This is a genomic window from Mucilaginibacter corticis (assembly GCF_007558865.1).
Taxonomy (GTDB): domain Bacteria; phylum Bacteroidota; class Bacteroidia; order Sphingobacteriales; family Sphingobacteriaceae; genus Mucilaginibacter; species Mucilaginibacter corticis.
Genome location: NZ_VLPK01000001.1, coordinates 1063181 through 1081421 on the forward strand (window position 1 = coordinate 1063181; position 18241 = coordinate 1081421).

Sequence of the window (18241 nt, forward strand, 5' to 3'; positions counted from 1 at the left end):
GATTATTGAATTATCAGGCAGATAAAAATACGTTTTAATTTGAAAGATTACCCGGCCCAGCCTTCCCTGTCTAAACTCCTGAACTGGATGGCCTCGGCCAAATGCTCTATCTTGATCTCTTCGCTTCCTGCGAGATCGGCTATGGTGCGCGATACTTTCAGGATGCGGTCATAAGCACGGGCAGACAGGCCCAGTTTTTCCATGGCTTTTTTAAGCAGATTTTGTCCCGCTTCGCTGATCTTGCACAGATCACGCACCATTTGCGTACTCATCTGGGCATTGGCATGCAGGTCGGGCTTTGTGCCGAAACGGGCTATCTGTATCTCTCTTGCTTTTATTACGCGGTCGCGGATCTCTTCACTTTTTTCGGCCAGTCGATCTGATGCCAGTTCACTAAAATTTACGGGCGTTACCTCAACATGCAGGTCTATACGGTCTAACAACGGGCCAGAGATTTTGCTCAGGTATTTCTGTACCATTCCCGGTGGGCAAATGCATTCTTTTTCGGGGTGGTTATAATAACCGCATGGGCAAGGGTTCATACTGGCCACCAGCATAAAGCTGCTGGGGTAGTCCACAGTAAATTTAGCGCGAGATATGGTTACACGGCGTTCTTCCAACGGTTGGCGCATCACCTCAAGGGCGCTGCGCTTAAACTCGGGCAATTCATCTAAAAACAAAACACCATTGTGCGCCAATGAGATCTCACCAGGCTGCGGATTGCCCCCGCCGCCAACCAACGCCACGTCAGAAATAGTATGATGCGGCGACCTGAACGGCCGGATAGTAACTAATGCATCAGCCGCAGAAAGCTTACCCGCTACAGAGTGGATCTTGGTTGTTTCTAACGACTCATACAAACTTAGTGGCGGCAGTATGGATGGCAGCCTGCGGGCCAGCATGGTTTTACCTGCTCCCGGGGGGCCAATTAAAATAACGTTATGCCCGCCTGCGGCGGCAATCTCTAAAGCGCGCTTTATATTTTCCTGCCCTTTTACTTCGCTAAAGTCACTGTCGTAATTGCACAGGCTGTTATAAAATTCTTCACGGGTATTAACTACCTCACGCGGCAGCTCTATATCGCCGTTAAAAAAGCCGGCTACTTCTTTTATACTTTCTACCCCGTAAACTTCAAGGTCATTAACAATAGCGGCTTCGCGGGCGTTTTGTTTGGGAAGGATAAAGCCTTTATAACCGTCTTTCCGTGCCTGTATAGCCATTGATAATGCACCTTTAATAGGTTGAAGACTACCATCAAGAGAAAGCTCACCCATTATGATGTATTTATCTAAATTCTCGCTCGAAATTTGCCCTGACCCGGCGAGTATTGATATTGCTATAGGTAAATCATATGCCGAACCCTCCTTGCGTATATCAGCAGGCGCCATATTCACGATTATTTTTTGGCGAGGCATGCGCAAACCATTAGTTTGCAACGCAGCCTCAATACGTTGTATAGACTCCTGAACTGCTTTGTCGGGCAAGCCCACGATAAGGTAGAACGGTTTGCTGCCGCCGCTAATATTAACCTCGACTGTAATGGTGATGGCCTCTATGCCATAAACGGCGCTGCCAAATGTTTTAACTAACACTAATGATAAAGTTTTACAATAGCGAAAGATATAAATTTATAAAGACAACGCGCAACTTATTGCTAAATCGAATAGCATCAGTTTATTACAGCGAATATTCTTTTGAACTGTCATCAATCACCAACACCCAATCGTTGCCATAGCCCGATGATGGCGGGGTATATTTTTTACTCCCATGATTATCCGCTTCTCCTGCAGGTGTTGTTTTACCGCTTCGCGGATCAAACCATGTTGCTTTAACTTTGTCACCACTTATTTTACCCATAATTACTGTAAAGGGTTTTCCTTCTGATGAATAGATAAAAGCATAATCCTTTCCTCTTGTCGCTTGGATGCGCGACATAGGCGGCAAGTCGTTTTCTACAATAATGCTTTGATCTGGTATTCTGTCAAGCATCGGGTGCGATTCTATCAACCGTCGTACAAACTGCATTTGTTTTGCCCCGGGCAGATCTAAAGCCTTTTGCCAAAAAACATGCGGTCCGTTTACCGGCTCGTTTTTAGGTGAATACATTTGCCACACATCATGACAACCATAAGTATGCCCGAACGCGCCGGAAAAAAGGTCGGTATAAGCATAGTGCCTTACGTCGTAAGCGCTTGATGTACCCAGGTCGGTTACGTTAAAACAAATTGGGTGATCCTCGTAAAGTGGTTCGCCATCTATAACCGGTTTTAGCGGCTGCGCGTTATACGCGTCAAATACTTTTCGGTAATTGTCATTATCGCGGCAATGCCCGTTTTGAAACATGTTGAAATCAAACCAGCTTTCATTCCTGAACCATTGCGCCGACCCTTGTTCATTGGGCTGACAATGGTAGGTGATCAGCGCTTTATTGTCCGTCGCCTTTTTAATAGCCAATCCCATCGCCCGCCAAATCGCGATATCCTTTTCATCGCGAGGGTTTCTGTCACCGCCTAAGATCCAGATGATGTTTTTCCGGTTTTTGTAGCGTTTAGCCAGCCATTCGGCATATATCGCCGCGTTTTTAACGTTAAAGATTTCAGGCCCTACACCCCATGAGCTTTTATTTATTTTATCGCCCCAGGTTGGCAATAAGGCAACGGTTAAATTGTATGATGCCGCTTTATCTATAATATAATCTACATGCTTAAAGTAATTCTCGTTAGGCGTTGCCGGGTCGTTATTAATCAAAGGGATGTCGCCATAGGCATTAGGCTTGTCTAAGCCGTTAAATTCAGCCAGCGCCACTGCCTGGATCACTGTGAACCCCTGCTCGCTGCGGTGTTTTAAATAGAAGTCAGCATCTTCCCTTGTCAGCCGGTGAAAAAGCTCCCATGCCGTATCGCCCATCCAAAAAAAGGGTTTTCCGTCTTTAAGGATATAATGTTTATCAGGGCTAACGGTAAATTGCGCGAAGGCATTTGCCCACAGCGCTAATAAAAAAAGGCTTAGCAGATACTTTCTCATCATTCGGTTTTTTTGTATAGAGAAAGGTAATAAAAATTATTTATTGGCTCGTAACCGCAAATGTAGCCAGTAAATTGACATTAGGGTCGACAGTTATAACAGGCGCTTTTTTGCCGGCCAGAAAATGCCCTGTTGCCGATTGACCCGTCATCGCAATACTGTGCAATTCGCCATCTATGCTAATCTCCAACGGGAAGGTATACAAATTGCTTTGTTTCTGATCAACCTGCACATCAACCATTTGTGTTTTGGAGTCATATTTCCATTTCACATTTAAATCAGGATGTCCCGGTGTTTTTAGCCATTGTTTAAAAAAGCCATCCAGTTTTTGTCCGCTAATCTGTTCCATCACTACCCTAAAATCAGTAGTGTTGGCATTGCTGCCTTGATACTTATCAAAGTAAGTGCTGATGCCTTTCCAGAAAATTGCGTCGCCCAGTTTGCGGCGCAGCATGTGCAACGCCCAGCCACCTTTTTCATAACTGTTGGGGTTAAGTAGCGGCATATAATCAGTAGTAACTGTGCTGTCGACAATGGGTGTAAACCGAATCTTTTCAAACTTTAATACTTTAGTCCGCTGGTCGGCCATCCGCTTTTTCAGGGTATCCTGCCCGTATTTGCTTTCGAGGTAATAGTTTGTTAAATAAGTGGCAAAGCCCTCGCTGAGCCACAGGTGATGAAAATCTTTCTCGCTAACCGCATCGCCAAACCATTGGTGCGCTATCTCATGCGCCATTAGCTCTTCAATACCCTTGTCGCCTACCGAGTTTTCAAAGTAGAAAATAGCGCTGGCATTCTCCATGCCGCCAAAAATGGTTTTTGACTGCACGTTGGCCAGCTTTTTATAAGCATAAGGGCCTATATTTTTAATATAAAAAGGCAAAATATCGGCAGCTATTGCATAGCTCCTGAAACCGGCCATTGCATTCTCGGGAAATACATAGGTATAAACAGGGATGTTGTTAACATCTTTAGGATGGTCAACCGCGAAATCGGCAACGCCAATCACCATCACCTTGGTGGGCAGTTGCGCGGTTTCAGCCCAATGCGTTGTTTTTAACTTGCCGGGTAAAGCGGCTTCGCTAATCTTTAAACCATTCGCCACCACCTGGTAATGATCGGGCGCGGTAACTGTAAAATCAAGTGTCGCTTTATCGGCAGGGTTATCTACGCAGGGGATCCAGTTATGCGCGCGGTTGGGCCAGTTGTCGCCAAAAAAGGTACGATGGCCAAATTTATTTGTTGATATGATCAATCCATCGGCAGGCACGCCCTCATAAATTACGGTATAACGTTGCAGCTGATTCTGAATGGCCTTGGTATAAATATTTACGCCGTCGCTATCCTGTTTAAACTGGATCTCGTGGCCGTTGGTCAGCACGCGGCTAACCAGCATACCCTTGCCGGTAGTGTTTTTCTTAACCAGGTTAACCCTAAAACTTGTTGCCTTTTTTAGAAACAGCACGGTGATATCGGCTTTGCCTTTTATCAGGTTAGTGCTGTCGCTCAGCTGGATATTGAAACCATAATGTTGTACATCAATTACAGCGCCCGGGGTTTGCGCTTTTACAGCAAAACCAAGTGCGAGAAGCCCTACAGTAAAACATGCCCGAAGTTTATTCATAGCGTTACTATCTTACTGTAATTATAAGTTAAATTGTTCAAAATAACAAAGCCCTGAACACTCGTTCAAGGCTTTGCAATATTTCTCCCCCTTCAGGAGGCCGGTGGGCTATCTCGGCATCCGTTTCATCATGCTGGCCATAGCCGCAGGGTTACTCATTTGCTTCATCACCTTACGCATATCTTCAAACTGTTTTATCAGGCGGTTAACCTCTGCAAGGTCTGTGCCCGAGCCTTTGGCTATACGGTTGCGGCGGCTTTGGTTTATCGAGTCGGGGTTTTCCTTTTCGCCCGGGGTCATGGATTGAATAATGGCTTCAATGTTTTTAAAGGCATCATCCTGTATCTCCACGTCCTTCATCATTTTACCTACGCCCGGTATCATGCCCATCAGATCCTTCATGTTACCCATTTTTTTGATCTGCTGGATCTGGCTGTAAAAATCGTTAAAGTCGAATTTGTTCTTGCGGATCTTCTTTTGCAGCTCGGCGGCCTCTTTCTCGTCAAACTGCATCTGCGCGCGTTCAACCAATGATACCACGTCACCCATACCCAGGATCCGTGATGCCATCCTGTCCGGGTGGAAAACATCAATGGCTTCCATCTTTTCGCCGGTACCAATAAACTTGATCGGCTTATTTACTACCGACTTGATAGAAAGCGCGGCACCACCACGGGTATCACCATCCAGTTTGGTTAAAACCACCCCAGTAAAGTCAAGGCGTTCGTTAAACACCTTTGCGGTATTCACAGCATCCTGGCCGGTCATGGAGTCTACAACAAACAAGATCTCGTGCGGGTTAACAGCGGCTTTTACCTGCTCAATTTCCACCATCATGGCTTCGTCAATAGCTAAACGGCCGGCGGTGTCAATAATAATTACGTTATTGCCGTTTTGCTTTGCCTGTGCAATACCTTCTCTTGCTATCGCGATAGGGTCTTTCGACTCGCGGTTAACATATACCGGTACGCCAATCTGCTCGCCCAAAACCATCAGCTGGTCAATAGCCGCAGGGCGGTAAATATCATCGGCAATTAATAAAGGCTTTTTGTTTTTTTGCGTCTTTAAGTAATTTGCCAGTTTACCGGTAAAGGTGGTTTTACCCGCACCGTTAAGGCCCGCAATTAATATAATGGTAGGGTTGGTACTAACATTAAGATCGGCAGTTGTGCCACCCATTAATGCTGCCAGCTCATCTTTCATGAGTTTGGTGAGCAACTGGCCTGGCGAAACCGCGGTTAATACATTTGCGCCCAGTGCTTTTTGCCTTACATCGTCTGTAAAGGCTTTGGCTGTTTTATAGTTAACGTCGGCATCCAGAAGGGCTTTTCTAATTTCCTTCATGGTTTCGGCCACGTTTATTTCTGTAATAGTTCCCTGGCCTTTAAGGACCTTAAACGCCCTGTCAAGCTTATCCGAAAGATTTTCAAACATGTTTACCTTGTACTTTAATTAATCTTTTTGAGGTTACAAAGGTATGATTTTGTATGAATTATGCCTTAACCCGAGTACCCAGATCGTCAGAATAAAGAAAGAAATTTGATAAAGCCTTAATTAGGGAAGCGGTAATTTATCCCCATACCCAAACCTTCGGATCCCTGTGGCCCCGGTTTTTGGCTTTTGTCGTAAATAAAGGTGCTGTTAAATGACACACCGAACAAACGGGTTACCTGTGCAGTCAATGTACCATCTATACGGTGGCTGGTAAATTTGATGTTTTCCTGGTAGGGTACAAATAGCTGATAGCGTACGTTGATATTGATCTTGTTCTTTTTGTCAAGCGGTTTAATTACCGTGGTAACCAGCTGGAACGCAAGATCATTGTGGAAGGTTTTATGAATAGGTACGTTGTTGTTATTGCCGCCATTGTTGTGGTAAACAGTAGTATCTATCATAAAGGTTTGGCGGGCGGTACCTGTACCTATACGCAGGTCATACCAGTTATTGGGCTTGTATTCAAAACCGAGTGATTCTGTTAAATAGCCAGGTGCCAGGAAACGCGATATTAAAGCAGGCTTCAAACCAGACAAATAATCTGGTGCATCATAGTTATAACCTTTATCAAATTGTGACTGAAAGGTCAATGAACCAAAAAAGAACCAGCTTTTCGATAATTGGGTAGCTACTTTATTATCGAAAAACAGGTAATCATCAGTTTTTCGCGGGCCTTGCCCTTTATTTTTTGATTTGGCGTATCGAAATACCAGGTCAGGAACATAATCAAAGCTGCCTTTATGATATTCAGATTTATATTCAAAGAAACCGTTTACAGCAATCGCGTTAGCGCCACCCGCGGCAAAATTATTACTAAAGGCCGATTGATTGAAATTTATACTAAGCGTGATCCACTTGCGCCAGTAGTTCATCTTATAATCGAGCAAATTAACCGGGATGTTTTCTCGGTCAATTTGTATAACACGTGTACGTACCGGTAAGGAATTTTTTTTAGGCTCTATATGGTACCTGTTAAGAATAGCGGTGTCAATCTTTACGCTGTCTTTTTTCAACGAGTCAGCCTTTTGCGCAGCGGCAGACATCGCTGTCATTAATAATACTAATAAGAGATATCCGGGTACGTTTCTACTCATAGATAGACAAAGAAAAGCATTTTTCTTTTTACTATTAAGATTTTTTATTCACCATTTGGTTTAACCGCTGTAGAAGTTTTTTGTTTTTTCGGATCGTCCAACGGTGCCAAAGCATGAATAGCAGGGTTTCGCAGGTATCTTTTTAAGTTGGTACGGATAGATGTAATGAACTCGTACTCGGTAGCGTTCGACAGGAAAAAGTAGCCCGGCCTATACCTTCGCATAAAATCTGTTAATGCGGGGTCTTTTAACCCGGTTATCCGGCCCACCAGTGTTTTGTTAAAACGGTAATCTATCACGTCCTGCCGGTAATCGCCTTCAATGGTTTCGCGCAGGTGCGCGGCGTTGCGCCCGCTGCGGCTAAGTGCATTATATATGGCGTCAATACCCAAACCAACGCCAAGGCCGGGTGTAAGCGACAGGAAATCATTGCTCGCCAATGATCCATATGCTTTGCTATAGTCGCGCTTTTTGGCTTCCATGCGTTTTGCAGGGTCCATCAGCGTATCAAAAATGTTTACCTGTTTAAGCTGTATAGCAACCCGTTTTAAGTAAACCGCAAGGGGTACGTAATTTTGTACTTTTATAGTATCTGGATGGTGCTCCCATTGAGAAAATACCAGTTTATCGCCGGTTTTAGCATCAATGTTAAAGACCCCGTTTATATTGTTGTACACATCCACGCCGGTGGTCAGGTTCTTTACATTAACCCGCGACAAACGGTCTTTGCTGTCGGCATCAAATATAATACCGGCAACCGATGTTTCCTGGGCAAACAGCTTCGAGCAACATAAACAGAGAAAAAATAAAACTAATAAAGGTCTCATTAAAAGCTAAAACTAAACGTTTGCTTAGGTTGGGGCTTGATATTTAACAATAATTAACAAACGCTTATTTGGCAACAACCAGTGTCTGGCCTATTTTAATGGTATTGTCGGCCATGTTGTTTAATGCCTTAAGCTCATCAACTGTTAAACCAAAACGTTTAGAAATGTTGTATAGTGTGTCGCCTGTTTTAATGGTATACAATTTACCTGGCGGGGTGTTTTGCACCAGCGAGTCTTTTACGGCCTGGCCTATGTTTTGATTGATCTGCGCCAGTACCCTGTCTTCGCGCTTAATTTTTTGCACCTCGCCTTCCGGACGGTCATATTGGTCAAGGTGATATTTTTCTATAACGCCTATTATCAGGTCGGGATATTTTGGGTTGGTAGCGTATCCTGCCTGCTTTAAGCCGTAGGCCCAGCCTTTGTAGTCATTCTTATCCAGCTCGAACAAGGCTGCATATCTTTTTTTCTTTAAAAATTCAGAATGGTCACGGTATGAATCTTCCGGCCGGTCATAAACCCTGAAACAATCATTACCCAAGTCATCATCTTTATAATATGATTTGCCTTTCCAGTCGCTGTTGCATTTAATGCCGAAATGGTTGTTGGCAATTTTAGCCAGGTCGCCATTGCCGTTGCCCGATTCAAATAAGCCCTGCGCAAGGGTAATACTGGCCGGGATGCCGTATAAATTCATTTCCTGTATAGCAATGGTTTTAAAACGGTCTATATAAGAGTAAACGGTAAAGGGCGTATAATTTGAAATAGCTTCGCTGCGCGATTTTTGTATCGCTTCGTTATTTTTTCGCGCCTCGCGGCTTGAAATAAACGGGTTGCTGGTAAGGGCTGCACGGTGCGCGCTGCACGAGCTTAGTAATACCGCGGCAATAAATAAACAGCTAATATTTTGCTTTAAATTAAAAGCGCGAAAACTGGCATAAATCATTCTGCCAAAATAAGTTTTATTACTTTATTACTTTAAATAAGTACCAATAGAATCAGGTTGTGCAACCTGCGCGGTTTGAGCCGTTTCTGCAGGAGTTTGATCAAGGTCATTAAGCTGATATTTGTGGATAATGCCTAACACCTGCGATGCCCATTTGCGGCTGCTGGCATAGCCGCTGCGCTGGATGCCTTTAACCCATTTGGTGTAGTCATACTGGGTAAGCTGGTCTGATATGCGGCCCAGTTGCTGGCGCTCGGTAATGATGCGGGCAAAATCCTCGAAAGAGTCTAAAATAGAATCGTACTTTTTATAAGACGATCTTACTTTCTTTTTATGTTTATAAAATACAGCGCCGCCGCCGCCTTTTACACCAAACTGGTTATTTAAATTTTGAGCGATAGTGCTGTTGCCGTTGCCCGACTCGTGCATGGCTATACCTAAAATGATGCTGGCCGGGATACCGGTTTCATGCATAATTTGTATGGCATTATCTTTGAACTGTTCAATATACGATTGTGAGGTGTTCTTTTGGGCGAATGCTGCAACAGATGATATAAGCAGCGTTACAATCAGTAAGGTTTTCTTCATAATTATTTTTTTCTGATGATCAGTATGCCGTCGCGCACAGGTAAAATCAGTTTTTCAACCTTTGTGTCAACAGCGATCCTGTCATTTAGTTTGCGAAAACTTTCGGTATCGGCATCTTTTTCATCGCCATAAACCTTCCCTTTCCACAAAACATTGTCAATTATTATTAATCCTCCGGATCTGACTTTGTCAAATATTAAATCAAAGTAAAGTAAATTATTCTTTTTATCCGCATCAATAAACACAATATCAAACATTTCGGCGCTTAAACCGGCAATTACCTGTTCGGCAGGGCCAAAATGAGGCCTTATCTTTTTTTCCACACTTGTTAGCGAAAAATGTTGATTTAGCATTTCCTCTAATTCGCGGTTAACCTCAATGGTGTGTATGATACCGTCTTCAGTAAGTCCTTCTGCCAGGCAAATGGTTGCGTAGCCGGTAAAAGTGCCTATCTCCAAAATGCGTTTTGGCTGCATCATTTTACTCAGCAGGCTTAATACCCGGCCCTGGTAATGCCCTGATAGCATATTGGGCTTTAGTACCTTTAAATAGGTTTCCCTATTGATAAATTGCAGGGCCTCCGGCTCGGGGTCGCAATGGTCATTAAGGTACGATTGCAGGTCGTCTGGCAGAATTTCCATGCGGCAAAGATAGGCATTTTGAAATAAATGGGTTTTAAAGCCGCTTTTCACTAATTTAGGCAGACATAAATACCCTGCAAAAACATGAAAAATCTGCTTTATAAATTACTGATCGCCACGTTGATATTCGCGCCGTTTATTGTTTCTGCGCAGGTTGTTAAAGTGTCAGGCGAAGTGGTAACACCATTAGAGATCGATGCCGCCGCCCTGCACCAGTTTACGCAAACTACCGTAATACGTAAAGACAAAGACGGCAAAGTTGACCACACCTATACAGGTGTTACCTTATCAGATATTTTAAAGAAAGCGGGCGTTACCATGGAAGACGCGCTGAAAGGAAAAAACCTGACCAAATGTGTACTGGTTGATGCCGCAGATAACTACGAAGTAGCCTTTGCATTGGCCGAACTGGATAAAAACTATACCGACCGCCTGATCATACTGGCCGACACCGTAGACGGAAAACCATTACCCGCCGGCGAAGGCCCCTTCAGAATTATTGTGCAGGGCGAAAAAAAGCCCGCCCGTTGTGTAAGGCAGGTAGTTGGTTTGAAGGTGTTGTTTCTAAAATGACCGTTTATTTTTTTAGCTGATTCTTATTGGGGCTATCTATTTTCTTTATGCTTTCCTCGGTCGGTAACTCTTCGGGCATCGTGCCACCCAATTCAATAATTGTCTGCCTAACTTTCTTTCCAACTTCAAAATGTGCCTGATTAGCCTTCAGTTTTCCTTTAATTTTTTCGCGTTTAAGTTTTTCTTCTGTTTGTGTGGCCCGAAATAAGTTTGCGGCTAATTCTGTACTCCCCATGTGATCCAGGATATTTTGGCTCTTTTTCAGCCCTTTTTTAGCTTGAATTTCTTTTGCACCTAATCCATTATACAAACCCATGTAACCATGGTTTTGAAATATCGCGTATTCCCATGGTTGAATAACTCCTGCATCTTTTGCCGCATCAGCTAAATGCTTATTGTGTTCGGCCATTTCCTTTCTCAGAAAAATACGCTTTTCGTCTTCACTATTTAGTTGTTCAAATGCTTGTTCTAACACCTCTTGTTTCCGTGTCTGTACAGCAAAGTATGTTTGTCCAAAGGCAACTACTTCTTTTGAAGGGTCTGCATTTTGTATTACCAAATAACACGCATATCTCGATAGATGTAAATCCCCAATATCTCTAACAGCACCAGATCCTATTTTCACCATTTTCTCCACCCGGGGAAAATGGTCATCTGGTCCTTGACCTGAGTTTTTACAAGCCTCTTTTGCTTTATCTATGACATTTAAGAATTTGTCCCATTTTATATACTCTAAAACCTTAAATAATTCCCGGGCGCTCCAATATTCCTGGCCAATGTCATTAATATGTTTTATCTCTTCAAATTGATTTTTAGTAGTCATATTTTTTATATCAAATCGAATATACTAATAAATTTTTTTCTCCATCCAGCTCTGCAACAAGATCACCGCCGAAATATTATCAACCAGCTCTTTGTTCTGGCGCGCTTTTTTGCCCATGCCGCTTTGGGCAATGGTGGCCGATGCCATTTTTGATGTAAAACGCTCGTCGAACATTTCGACCGGGATAGCCGGAAAAGTTTTTTTTAGCAGTTTAGCAAAGCCTTTTACATGAATAGCCGATTGCGACGGGGTATTATCCATCTGCTTGGGTTCACCGACAATAAAGCGCTCTACCTGCTCGGTTTGCAGGTATGCTTTTAAAAAATCCAGGATCTTATTGGGGTGAACGGTATCCAGTCCTGTGGCAATGATTTGCAGCGGATCTGTCACCGCTATGCCGATACGTTTGGTGCCGTAGTCGAAGGCCATGATCCTCATGGTTTCGCAGAGATTAGTGATGAGCGATTAGAGATTGGTCCTGTCATAAGGCAAATATAGGTTTATTGACCTGCTTTTATTGTCAAAGCCGCCTAATCTCTAATCTCCAACCTCTAATCTTTTAAACATAATTATTACCTTGCACCAAATGCAGTTTAAACAAATAGTAGGGCAAGGGGCCATAAAGCAACGGCTGATCAATTCGGTTAAGGATAACCGGGTTAGTCATGCGCAATTGTTTTTAGGGCCTGAGGGATCGGGAAGTTTGGCGCTGGCAGTTGCTTATGCGCAATATCTATCATGTTTGGATAAGCAGGCCGATGATTCGTGCGGCGAATGTTCGTCTTGTCGTAAATACCAAAAACTAACCCACCCCGACCTGCATTTTTCTTACCCGTTTTTTGCCAAACACAAAGACGATACCGCGATAACTTTTATAGAACAATGGCGCGAGGCTTTTTTAGCATCGCCTTATCTTAACCTGGACATATGGCGCGGATACCTTGATGCCGAGAACAAACAAGCCAACATCAATATTGCTGAGTGCCACCAGATCATTAAAAAACTAAGCTTTAAGCCATTCGAGTCTGATTACAAGATCATGATCCTTTGGCTGCCGGAGTACCTGGATAAAGAAGGCAACGCGCTGCTTAAGATCATTGAAGAGCCGCAGCCAAATACCTTGTTTTTGTTAGTCGCCCAAAACCAGGACCAGATCCTAAATACCATCCTGTCGCGTACGCAGCTGATCAAGATCCCGGCTTTAGGGTATGATGAAATAAAAGATTACCTCATCAGCCATCAGCACCAGACAGATCATGCCGCCGCCGAAATTGCCTACTTAAGCAACGGTAATTTAACCGACGCGCTGATTATGCTGCAGCAGGACAATAAAAGCTACCATACACTTTTTGTGCAATGGCTTCGCTTTTGTTTTGCCAATAAGGGGATAGAGCTGGTTGGGTTTGTCGACCAGCTTTCTAAAATGGGCCGTGAAAACCAGAAGAACTTTTTACGCTACGGTATCAGTTTTATCCGCGAGTGCTGTTTGCTAATAGCCGGCGCCGGCGAGCTGGTGCATTTACCGGCAGCCGAACTGGAAACCGCGCAAAAAATGACAGCGGTAATGACGGTTTCTATGAACCAGGCCATAATAAACGAGCTTGAAAAGGCACATTATCACGTAGAAAGAAATGCAAACCCTAAAATTTTATTTTTAGATGTATCTTTACAAATTATAGGTTTTTTAAAACTTAAAACAAGCCCGCAAGGGAATCAATATATAGCGAATTAATTATGGGATGTGGAAGTTGCTCAACGGGGGGCGGATGCTCGCCGGCAGGCTGCAAAAGTAATGGGTCATGCCTTACCAACGGTTGCAGTAAATTAGATGTTTACGACTGGCTGTCGCACATGGATATGCCGGTAAATTATAAACCGTTCTCAATTGTTGAAGTAAAATTTAAGGGCTCGCGCAAAGAGTTCTTTTTAAATAACGATAACGTTTACCTTGAAAACGGCGATCTTGTTGTTGTCGAGGCTAACACCGGCGGCTATGACATTGGCCACGTATCTATCACCGGCGAACTGGTGCGCATGCAAATGACCAAGCGCCGTGTTAAAGAAGAGGATGTTTTAAAGAAGATCTATCGCCGCGCTACACCTGCCGATGTGGACAAGTGGAAAGCCGCCAAGGATATGGAATGGGAAACCATGCACAGCGCGCGCAAACTGGCCCTTAGCCTTAACTTATCTATGAAGCTAAGCGATGTGGATTACCAGGCCGATAAAAGCAAAGCCACATTTTATTATACAGCCGAAGGCCGCGTTGATTTCAGGGAACTGATCAAAAAAATGGCCGAAAGTTTCCGCATAAGGATAGAGATGCGCCAGATTGGTATGCGCCAGGAAGCAAGCCGCCTGGGCGGCATAGGCTCATGCGGTCGCGAACTTTGCTGCTCAACCTGGTTAACCGATTTTAAAACGGTGTCAACATCCGCTGCGCGGTACCAAAACCTGTCATTAAACACACTAAAACTGGCGGGACAATGCGGCAAGCTAAAATGCTGTTTAAATTATGAGCTGGATACCTACATGGATGCCTTAAAGCATATCCCTGATAATGTAAACTACCTGAAGACCTTAAAGGGCGACGCCCGCCTGCAAAAAACGGATATCTTTAAAAAACAGATGTGGTTTAGCTACCCGCGCGAAGAATCATGGATAGCCGTGCCGTTGGCCCGCGTTAAAGAGATCCAGCAAATGAACAAAGACGGCGTTTTACCTGATGATTTGCTGGTATTTGTTGAGGTGGAGAAAGAATTTGTTAAAGCACCGGATTACGAAAACGTTGTTGGCCAGGACAGCCTTACCCGCCTGGATGAGCGCAACCGTAATGCCAAAAAGAAAAACAAGAACCGTAATAAAAATAAGCCGAACCCTAACAATCAAAACGGCAGCCCTAATAATAACCAGCCTAAGCCGGCAAATGTAGCAGCGCCGCAAAACGCGGGCGTTCAGCCAAAGCAACAGGGGCCAAAGCCGGAGGGCGGCAACAATAACCCTAACCGCAACAGGAACCGTAATAACCGTAATCGCAACAGGCAAAACCGCCCGGATGGCAATAGCGGCGGTGGCGGCGATCAACCAAAACAGTAGGTAATGAAGGTGGCTTTTAAATATCTATGCATCGGCATTGCGGCTTTAAACTTGCTGTTATGGGCGGGTTGTAAAGATGCAAATACCGTGGTTGACCAGAATGTAGAGATCATTAACAACAACTGGGCCTATACCAATAAAATAAAGCAGGCTGTTAATATTGATAACGAGCAGGTACCATATAACCTGTACCTTAACCTGCGGGTAACTGCCGATTATAAGTACTCAAACCTGTTTGTGCTGGTCCGTCAAACCAATCCTGACAAGAAATCATCGGCTACCCGGTTTGAGTTTAAGCTGGCTAACCCGGATGGCGAATGGCTTGGCCAGGGTTCGGGCAATTTATACAGCTACCAGATCCCGTTCAGGTTAAACTATAAATTTCCTGCTAAGGGCAACTACACTATCGAGATAGAGCAAAACATGCGCGACAACCCGCTGCACGAAATAAGCGACGTAGGCCTGCGGGTTGAAAAAGCAACTGATAATTAAAGGCATTTAGTTTTACCCGGTTATTTTAAAAAAACCTCTGTCGTAAGTTGATGTTATCATATCAAAGCCCTTGATATGAAAAAGTTATTTGCCGTTTTGCTGGTGCCTTGCCTCTGTTTATTTTTTGCCTGCCATGGCGATATCCATAAAACCGGGGACGACCAGCCGGATACCGGCTCGAAGCACGGCGCATCGGGCGCTTCTGATACCATAAACGGATCCGCCGCACCATTTGCCGAGTCGACCGCTGGTACGGATACCAGTACAAACGGGCAACCCGTTGACGCGCCGCTGGTTGATACCACACATCCCCAACCTGTTAAAAAACATAAGTAAACGGACAGGCGCAGGCATATCTGTACATCTGCCTATTTGCACATTCGTACATTTTATCTACCTTCGTTTTGCTAATATTTTTATCAAAATGACCGTTGCCGTTTTAGTTGCTTCCCTTGTTATATTATTAATTGCAGTATTTCTTTTTTTAAAGAAGCCGGCCGCTGCCGATGGTATTTCGGCAGATGAGGTTGCGCGATTAAAGAATGAAAACACTGCGCTTAATATTTCTTTGGCCAAGGCCGAGGAACGTGCTTTGGGTTTAAGCCTGGAACGCGACAAGGCCGACAAACTGCTGCAGGACGAGCGCGAACGTTACGACGCGGCCACCGCTTTACTTAACCAGGAACTGGTGACCGAGAAAAACCGGATGGCCAAAGCCGAAGAATCATTCAAGGCGCAGCGCGAACGCCTGGGCGAACAGGAAAAAAGTATCCAGGAGATCCAGCAAAAATTTCAGAAAGAGTTTGAGAACGTAGCCGAGAAATTGCTGAAAGAAAAATCGAAAGAGTTTGTTGATGTTAACCGCAATAACCTCGATACCATACTAAGCCCGCTAAAAGAGAACCTGAAATCTTTTGAAGAGAAGGTTGATAAAGTTTATAAAGTTGAATCGGACGAGCGCAATTTATTGCGTGGCGAGTTAACCCAGCTGATGGCGTTGAATAAACTGATCAGCGAAGAGGCCAGCAGCCTCACCAAAGCGCTTAAAGGCGATAATAAAAAACAGGGCAACTGGGGCGAGGTTATTCTTGAGCGGGTACTTGAACGGTCGGGGCTTGTGAAAGACCGCGAATACCGCCTGCAGGCCAGTTTAACCGGCGCAGATGGCAGCCGCCTTCAACCCGACGTAGTGATTGACCTGCCGGATGATAAGCACCTTATTATCGACTCAAAAGTATCCCTGATAGCTTACGAGCGCCTGGTAAATTGCGAAACGGAAGAGGAGCGCAAACTATTCTCTAAAGCGCATGTCGAGTCTATCCGCAGCCATGTGCATGGCCTCTCGTCAAAAAATTATCATGATCTGTACCAGATCAACTCGCCGGATTTTGTATTGCTTTTTATCCCGATAGAATCATCGTTCAGTTTCGCGGTACAGATAGACGCCGAGCTGTTTAGCGATGCCTGGGACAAGCGGGTAGTAATAGTCAGCCCGTCTACCCTGCTGGCTACATTGCGCACCATTGCCAGTATCTGGAAACAGGAACGCCAAAACCGTAACGTGCTTGAAATTGCCCGCTTAAGCGGCGCCATGTATGATAAATTTGTAGGCTTTGTTACCGATATGGAAAGCATCGGCAAAAACATTAAGCAAAGCCAAAGTGCCTACGATAACGCCATTAATAAACTAACCGAAGGCAATGGTAACCTTACCAAAACCGCCGAAAAAATAAAAAGCCTGGGCGCCAAAGCCAACAAGCAACTGGATCAGAAATATATTGAGGCCGGGGATGATGTTGAACCTGAAGTTTAAGCTTCAATTCAAACCGAACATTGAGTGTATCACAAGCGAACACTTAAAAGGCCTTAATGCTTCATAACTAATTTAAAAACAGCTGTTTATGCAGGCGGCATATCGTTTGAATATCGCCGGATATGAAAAGGCTAATCCTGATTTTTTCTTTGTTGGTGTCCGGTGGTATAGCTGCCGCGCAGTCGCTTAAGGTCGATACATTTATTAACCGGTTTACCGGTAAGAATAACTTTAACGGTACTATTCTTATCGAACAGCATGATAAAGTCATTTACAAAAAAAGCTTTGGGTTTGCTAACCTGGCGTTTAAAATACCCAATACTCCCGATACAAAATATAAGGTAGCATCCATTACCAAGGCGTTTACTTCCGTGCTGGTCCTACAATTGGTTGAACAGGGAAAGATCGACCTTGATAAGCCATTAATTAATTACTTGCCCGATTATAAAGGGAATGGCGGCAGTAAAGTAACCGTGCGGCAACTGCTGAACATGACATCGGGCATGCGTAATTTTGATGAAAACGCGTCGTCTTTAGATGCTGTTTTGAAAAAAGGCATCCCGCAATACCAGTTGCCTTATACATCTGATGAGTTGCTGACTAAATTTTGCAGTGATCCGCTGGTTAAAGAGCCGGGTAAAGAGTTTGATTATAACAATGCGGATTTTATTATCCTTGGGAAGATTATTGAAAAAGTAAGCGGAAAAACTTACGAACAGAATTTGCAGGAAAAGATCCTGCAGCCTTTGCAAATGAAAAATTCGGGCCTTTTATCGCAGACAAAAATTACTGATAATTTGGCGGACACTTACTTTTACAGGGACGATATCAAAGCATTGGTAAGTGACCTGCCCGTGTATATGGAAAATTGGTATGCCGCCGGTGCAATGTATTCGACCGCCGATGATATCCTTAAATTTTCGGACGCGTTGTTTAAAGGCAAATTATTGAAACAGGAAACATTAAAGCAAATGTTTACATCCGGACTGGGTGAATACGGCTTGGGTGTTTGGGTTTATTTAAAGTACGATATCAACCATAAAATGTTCACCATTGTAAAAAGGCCCGGTTCTATCATGGGCGCGCAGGCCATGCTGTTCCATATCCTGGAAGATGGATCGACAATTATAATTTTGAGCAATACCGGCACGGTAAGCCTTGACGATTTTGCCGCAGAAATTGCAAAACAAATTATTCAATAAGCAA

General features: G+C 44.1%; 18 protein-coding genes. 7 read left to right on the forward strand and 11 right to left on the reverse strand.

Going from position 1 to position 18241, the window contains the following annotated elements:
* Window positions 1-47 precede the first annotated feature (47 nt).
* The 9 genes from FO440_RS04595 to FO440_RS04635 form a co-directional block, all read right to left on the reverse strand.
* Window positions 48-1592, reverse strand: coding sequence for a YifB family Mg chelatase-like AAA ATPase (locus FO440_RS04595; protein WP_144247040.1), 1545 nt, complete (start codon window positions 1590-1592; stop codon window positions 48-50).
* An 85-nt stretch (window positions 1593-1677) separates the two neighbouring features.
* Window positions 1678-3027, reverse strand: coding sequence for a glycoside hydrolase family 140 protein (locus tag FO440_RS04600; protein WP_222103927.1), 1350 nt, complete (start codon window positions 3025-3027; stop codon window positions 1678-1680).
* A gap of 37 nt (window positions 3028-3064) precedes the next feature.
* On the reverse strand, window positions 3065-4648 hold the full coding sequence (locus FO440_RS04605; protein ID WP_144247041.1) for a M1 family metallopeptidase: 1584 nt from the start codon (window positions 4646-4648) through the stop codon (window positions 3065-3067).
* A gap of 108 nt (window positions 4649-4756) precedes the next feature.
* Window positions 4757-6082, reverse strand: coding sequence for a signal recognition particle protein (ffh, locus tag FO440_RS04610; RefSeq protein WP_144247042.1), 1326 nt, complete (start codon window positions 6080-6082; stop codon window positions 4757-4759).
* Between the two features lie 116 nt (window positions 6083-6198).
* The gene (locus FO440_RS04615) at window positions 6199-7236 is read right to left on the reverse strand and encodes a DUF3078 domain-containing protein (RefSeq protein ID WP_144247043.1); all 1038 of its coding nucleotides are present in this window, start codon (window positions 7234-7236) and stop codon (window positions 6199-6201) included.
* Between the two features lie 44 nt (window positions 7237-7280).
* Window positions 7281-8063, reverse strand: coding sequence for a hypothetical protein (locus tag FO440_RS04620; protein ID WP_144247044.1), 783 nt, complete (start codon window positions 8061-8063; stop codon window positions 7281-7283).
* A 64-nt stretch (window positions 8064-8127) separates the two neighbouring features.
* A complete protein-coding gene (locus FO440_RS04625; RefSeq protein ID WP_144247045.1) occupies window positions 8128-9009 on the reverse strand; it encodes a glucosaminidase domain-containing protein in 882 nt (293 codons plus the stop codon).
* Window positions 9010-9036: 27 nt separating this feature from the next.
* Complete coding sequence (locus FO440_RS04630; RefSeq protein ID WP_144247046.1) at window positions 9037-9597, reverse strand: glucosaminidase domain-containing protein; 561 nt, start codon at window positions 9595-9597, stop codon at window positions 9037-9039.
* A 2-nt stretch (window positions 9598-9599) separates the two neighbouring features.
* Complete coding sequence (locus FO440_RS04635; protein ID WP_144247047.1) at window positions 9600-10238, reverse strand: O-methyltransferase; 639 nt, start codon at window positions 10236-10238, stop codon at window positions 9600-9602.
* A gap of 84 nt (window positions 10239-10322) precedes the next feature.
* Here FO440_RS04635 and FO440_RS04640 point away from each other — a divergent pair, with 84 nt between their 5' ends.
* Window positions 10323-10811 (forward strand): molybdopterin-dependent oxidoreductase, encoded by a 489-nt coding sequence (locus FO440_RS04640; RefSeq protein WP_144247048.1) that lies wholly within the window; start codon window positions 10323-10325, stop codon window positions 10809-10811.
* Between the two features lie 4 nt (window positions 10812-10815).
* Here FO440_RS04640 and dinD read toward each other — a convergent pair whose 3' ends face one another.
* Both dinD and ruvX read right to left on the reverse strand, forming a co-directional pair.
* On the reverse strand, window positions 10816-11634 hold the full coding sequence (gene dinD, locus FO440_RS04645) for a DNA damage-inducible protein D (protein WP_144247049.1): 819 nt from the start codon (window positions 11632-11634) through the stop codon (window positions 10816-10818).
* A gap of 24 nt (window positions 11635-11658) precedes the next feature.
* Window positions 11659-12072, reverse strand: coding sequence for a Holliday junction resolvase RuvX (gene ruvX / locus FO440_RS04650; RefSeq protein ID WP_144247050.1), 414 nt, complete (start codon window positions 12070-12072; stop codon window positions 11659-11661).
* Between the two features lie 148 nt (window positions 12073-12220).
* Here ruvX and FO440_RS04655 point away from each other — a divergent pair, with 148 nt between their 5' ends.
* The 6 genes from FO440_RS04655 (at window position 12221) to FO440_RS04680 (ending at window position 18237) form a co-directional block, all read left to right on the forward strand.
* Entirely contained in the window at window positions 12221-13366 is a 1146-nt protein-coding gene (locus FO440_RS04655) for a DNA polymerase III subunit (RefSeq protein WP_144247051.1), read from the forward strand.
* A 2-nt stretch (window positions 13367-13368) separates the two neighbouring features.
* Complete coding sequence (locus FO440_RS04660; protein WP_144247052.1) at window positions 13369-14730, forward strand: PSP1 domain-containing protein; 1362 nt, start codon at window positions 13369-13371, stop codon at window positions 14728-14730.
* Between the two features lie 3 nt (window positions 14731-14733).
* Window positions 14734-15222: a gliding motility lipoprotein GldH gene (locus FO440_RS04665; protein ID WP_144247053.1), complete on the forward strand. Its 489-nt coding sequence runs from the start codon at window positions 14734-14736 to the stop codon at window positions 15220-15222.
* 75 nt (window positions 15223-15297) lie between these two features.
* Complete coding sequence (locus tag FO440_RS04670; RefSeq protein WP_144247054.1) at window positions 15298-15558, forward strand: hypothetical protein; 261 nt, start codon at window positions 15298-15300, stop codon at window positions 15556-15558.
* A gap of 88 nt (window positions 15559-15646) precedes the next feature.
* Complete coding sequence (rmuC, locus tag FO440_RS04675; protein ID WP_144247055.1) at window positions 15647-17035, forward strand: DNA recombination protein RmuC; 1389 nt, start codon at window positions 15647-15649, stop codon at window positions 17033-17035.
* 122 nt (window positions 17036-17157) lie between these two features.
* A complete protein-coding gene (locus tag FO440_RS04680) occupies window positions 17158-18237 on the forward strand; it encodes a serine hydrolase domain-containing protein (RefSeq protein WP_144247056.1) in 1080 nt (359 codons plus the stop codon).
* Window positions 18238-18241 lie beyond the last annotated feature (4 nt).

Coding starts and splice junctions, on each gene's coding strand:
- FO440_RS04665 (WP_144247053.1), top strand. CDS start 14,734: ATGAAGGTGGCTTTTAAATATCTATGCATCGGCATTGCGGCTTTAAAC.
- ruvX (WP_144247050.1), bottom strand. CDS start 12,072: ATGAGGATCATGGCCTTCGACTACGGCACCAAACGTATCGGCATAGCG.
- FO440_RS04600 (WP_222103927.1), bottom strand. CDS start 3,027: ATGATGAGAAAGTATCTGCTAAGCCTTTTTTTATTAGCGCTGTGGGCA.
- FO440_RS04655 (WP_144247051.1), top strand. CDS start 12,221: ATGCAGTTTAAACAAATAGTAGGGCAAGGGGCCATAAAGCAACGGCTG.
- dinD (WP_144247049.1), bottom strand. CDS start 11,634: ATGACTACTAAAAATCAATTTGAAGAGATAAAACATATTAATGACATT.
- FO440_RS04635 (WP_144247047.1), bottom strand. CDS start 10,238: ATGGAAATTCTGCCAGACGACCTGCAATCGTACCTTAATGACCATTGC.
- FO440_RS04660 (WP_144247052.1), top strand. CDS start 13,369: ATGGGATGTGGAAGTTGCTCAACGGGGGGCGGATGCTCGCCGGCAGGC.
- FO440_RS04630 (WP_144247046.1), bottom strand. CDS start 9,597: ATGAAGAAAACCTTACTGATTGTAACGCTGCTTATATCATCTGTTGCA.
- rmuC (WP_144247055.1), top strand. CDS start 15,647: ATGACCGTTGCCGTTTTAGTTGCTTCCCTTGTTATATTATTAATTGCA.
- FO440_RS04620 (WP_144247044.1), bottom strand. CDS start 8,063: ATGAGACCTTTATTAGTTTTATTTTTTCTCTGTTTATGTTGCTCGAAG.
- FO440_RS04625 (WP_144247045.1), bottom strand. CDS start 9,009: ATGATTTATGCCAGTTTTCGCGCTTTTAATTTAAAGCAAAATATTAGC.
- FO440_RS04615 (WP_144247043.1), bottom strand. CDS start 7,236: ATGAGTAGAAACGTACCCGGATATCTCTTATTAGTATTATTAATGACA.
- FO440_RS04605 (WP_144247041.1), bottom strand. CDS start 4,648: ATGAATAAACTTCGGGCATGTTTTACTGTAGGGCTTCTCGCACTTGGT.
- FO440_RS04670 (WP_144247054.1), top strand. CDS start 15,298: ATGAAAAAGTTATTTGCCGTTTTGCTGGTGCCTTGCCTCTGTTTATTT.
- FO440_RS04680 (WP_144247056.1), top strand. CDS start 17,158: ATGAAAAGGCTAATCCTGATTTTTTCTTTGTTGGTGTCCGGTGGTATA.
- ffh (WP_144247042.1), bottom strand. CDS start 6,082: ATGTTTGAAAATCTTTCGGATAAGCTTGACAGGGCGTTTAAGGTCCTT.
- FO440_RS04640 (WP_144247048.1), top strand. CDS start 10,323: ATGAAAAATCTGCTTTATAAATTACTGATCGCCACGTTGATATTCGCG.